The organism is Arthrobacter sp. NPDC056493, assembly GCF_042795115.1.
In the GTDB taxonomy this organism is placed as follows: Bacteria; Actinomycetota; Actinomycetes; order Actinomycetales; family Micrococcaceae; genus Arthrobacter.
In genome coordinates this window covers 1-2,873 of the sequence record NZ_JBHTSL010000120.1, presented here as the reverse complement: position 1 = coordinate 2,873, position 2,873 = coordinate 1, and the positions used below count along the sequence as shown (strand labels likewise).

The window sequence follows — 2,873 nt, the reverse complement described above, 5'->3', positions numbered from 1 at the left end:
GCCAGCGATCGGATCTTGTTCTCGTCGACGTCGATCCCCACCACGCGGTGGCCCAGCAGCGCCATGCAGATCGCGTGCGTGGCGCCGAGGTACCCTGTGCCGATGACCGACAGGGAAAGGCCGGCAGGTGCGGAAGGAACGGACGACGGCGGAACGGGCGGGGCGGCGTAATCTCCCCATGGGGAATTACTCATGTCATGCTCGGTTCGGTGCTCAGGTGCGGGACGGACGCGCGGGATTCGGGTGACCGGCGCAGGGCAGGCGGGACCAGGTCCTGTGACGACAGGTACCTCACCGCCCAGGATCCCCACGGCGGCCGGAACGAGTACATGCAGGCCAGCCGGAGCCGGGCGGAGGCGGCATACGCCTCGAACCGTTCCGGGCTGACGTGCAGGCGGCTCGCCGCAGACACGATGCTCGCGTGGGCGATGGTAAACCGCCGCCCGCTGAGGAGGTTCTGCCGCCGGCGCAGTTCCAGGTGCACGTCGAGGTTGGCCAGGTCCAGGGCGGCCTCGGCCCTGCAGGCCTCATCGAAATCCAGCAGTCCCGGCGCTCCGGCGTTGTCGGTGCCCCGTATGTCGGGGCCCGGTGAGTCAGTGCCCATTATGTCGGTGCCCAGTATTTGCTTGTCGTGCAGGTCTCCGTGCGCCCAGCCCAGGGAATCGAAGGGCCCGGCCAGAAGACCGGCCGTGACGGCGTCGGCCTGTGCAAGGAGCGCAGCGCGTCCCTGCCCGGCCGCGGGGATCCCTTCGCTGTGCAGGAGCCAGTGATCGATCCACCGCCGCACCTTGACCAGTTCCTCCTCGGCATCGTGCACCGGAAGCTGCTCCAGGCTGGCGCGGAAAGCGGGGCCGCTGGCGCGGGCAACAGTTTCCGTCCAGGCCTGCGACCAGTGAGCCCACATGCCGGCAAAGTAGTCGTCCGGGACGGCGGACTGGTCCTGGCCGAGCTCATAGTAGGGCCGCCCGGCCACGCGGCTGAAGACCAGGACATCTGGCCGGGGTGCGGTCATCACCGGTGTCCTGAAGCGGCCGCCGGCCAGGGGCACGGTGGCCAACGCGTGGTTTGCGGCCGCCGCCGGCGCCTGTTCCGGCCGGAACACTTTGATGTACGTGTCGCCGGCACGCAGGACTGCCCGCTTGTGGGCGCGGTGGACCACTGTTTCGCCCTTCGGCGATTCGAGGGCCAGTGCGGGCAGCTTGGAGTCTTCCGCGCCTACCGGGACGAACCGGCCTTCGCGGAAGAACCCGCCCAGCACTCCGGGATGGTTGTGCGACTGCACCTCCAGGACGTACCGGCCTGCCGAGACGCCGGGCCAGGCACGCTGGACGGACCAGACGGATCCTGCAGGGTCGGTCACGCGGCGGGGGACAGGCGGATGCCAGGTCATGGGATCAGCTCCGTTGCCCGGTTCAGATGCCAGGACATCTCCTCGGCCCAGTCCGGCGAGCGGTCGCGGAAGGGGTCAACGCTGCTGTTGAAGAGCCGGAAGGCCGTCCAGGCATCCATCCCGGACCGCGTGAACCGTCCGCCGGCCCGGCGGTAGCCTTCGGTGAGCCGTGCCGTTTTGGGGCCGCCGGCAGGTGAACCGCCGGAAGCCCGCAGCGTCGCCTCCTCCGCCGCGGCGAATGATCCCAGGTCAGCCTCGGCCGTTCCGGCGTGTGCCCGGTCGAAGTCGATGAGACGCACCTCCGAGCCCCCCACCAGCACCTGGTCGGGCGAGAAGTCGCCGTGCACCAGCACGTGGCCGGACCCTGCACCATCCGGCAGGAGCGGCCCGAGTCCGGCCTCGATGCGCCGGGCAGGCTCCTCCAAGGCGGGCAGCAGGACGGAGACCATAGTGCGGGTCGCCCTCAGTTGCGCCGCTGCGTTAGCACTGGGTTCCGCCGCTGAACCGTCTACCGGGACGCAGTGCAGCCGTGCCAAAGCCTCGCCGGCAGCGAAGGCGGCGGAATCGTCGTCGAGCCCTGCAAGGTCACCGCCACCCCAGGCGACGCAGGCGCTGATGCCGTGCTCCAGGCATTCCGCGTCCCCCAGTTGCGGGAGGAGCTGCACCCCATGGCGCTCCAGCCGGTTCAGGAAGGCGGTTTGCTGTCCGGTGCCGGCGGGCTTGGCGACGGTCTTGATCACGACGGCGGTGCTCGCCTTGTGCGCGAAGAGGACCAGGCGCCGCTCGGGCTTGTAGCGCAGCACGCTGCTGCCCCCGGGCAGGCCGGCTGCCGCTCTGGAGTGAAGTCCCAGCCGTTCGGCGCCGGTCTCGCGCAGCCATGCGAGGTTCCTGCACAGGGCCCAGTCATCCTCCACACCGCCTACCCCCACCAAAATGTCCGGGTGTGCGGGGTCCGGCCGGAGGACGCGCATGTTCCCGCCGCGTGACCGTGAGGTGCTTTCGCGCCGGAGCAGCTTGGCGGAAGGGGTGGCCAGGGTATAGGCCCAGCCGTAATCAAAGCTTCCGTTGCGCAAGCGACGGTAGGCAACGAGGAGCGAGGTGCCCGGTTTGTAGCGGACGCGGGTGACGCGGACCGTCTCGCCGAGCAGTTCGGAGAGCCGTGTGTTGTCCAGCAGCCAGGCCAGGCCGGGCAGCGCGGCGTCGCGGCTGGCCAGCGAACGGTCCGGATTGCTGAACCCGGAAGGTGAGGCGTTCACGGCACCACCTGCCTGACTTCGCCACGCTGGTCATCCACACCAAGGTCCTCGTCCTTCAGCCATTCGGCGAACCGTGAGCCGGGGTCGCGGAGCAGGTCCTCCGGGCGCCCGGCTTCGATGATGCGGCCGTGCTCGAGCCAGATGATGCGGTCGCAGGAGCGGGCGGAGTGGGCGTCGTGGGTGATGGTGATGGAGGTGCGTTCGCGGGTCAGGGCGGCGAGGGCCTG

Annotated in this window: 2 protein-coding genes and 2 pseudogenes; all 4 read right to left on the bottom strand. The window is 69.8% G+C overall.

The window, feature by feature from the left end; all coding sequences use genetic code 11:
• Positions 1–194 (bottom strand): annotated as a pseudogene (locus ACFQ50_RS24465) (hypothetical protein); the annotation flags it as partial.
• Positions 191–1,390, bottom strand: coding sequence for a hypothetical protein (locus tag ACFQ50_RS24460; RefSeq protein ID WP_377998219.1), 1,200 nt, complete (start codon positions 1,388–1,390; stop codon positions 191–193). The pseudogene ACFQ50_RS24465 and the gene ACFQ50_RS24460, both read right to left, overlap by 4 nt.
• Positions 1,387–2,646: a phosphotransferase gene (locus ACFQ50_RS24455; protein ID WP_377998218.1), complete on the bottom strand. Its 1,260-nt coding sequence runs from the start codon at positions 2,644–2,646 to the stop codon at positions 1,387–1,389. The genes ACFQ50_RS24460 and ACFQ50_RS24455 overlap by 4 nt, the downstream gene beginning before the upstream one ends.
• Positions 2,643–2,873: pseudogene (locus ACFQ50_RS24450) on the bottom strand (ABC transporter ATP-binding protein); the annotation flags it as partial. The gene ACFQ50_RS24455 and the pseudogene ACFQ50_RS24450, both read right to left, overlap by 4 nt.

Coding starts and splice junctions, on each gene's coding strand:
- ACFQ50_RS24460 (WP_377998219.1), bottom strand. CDS start 1,390: ATGACCTGGCATCCGCCTGTCCCCCGCCGCGTGACCGACCCTGCAGGA.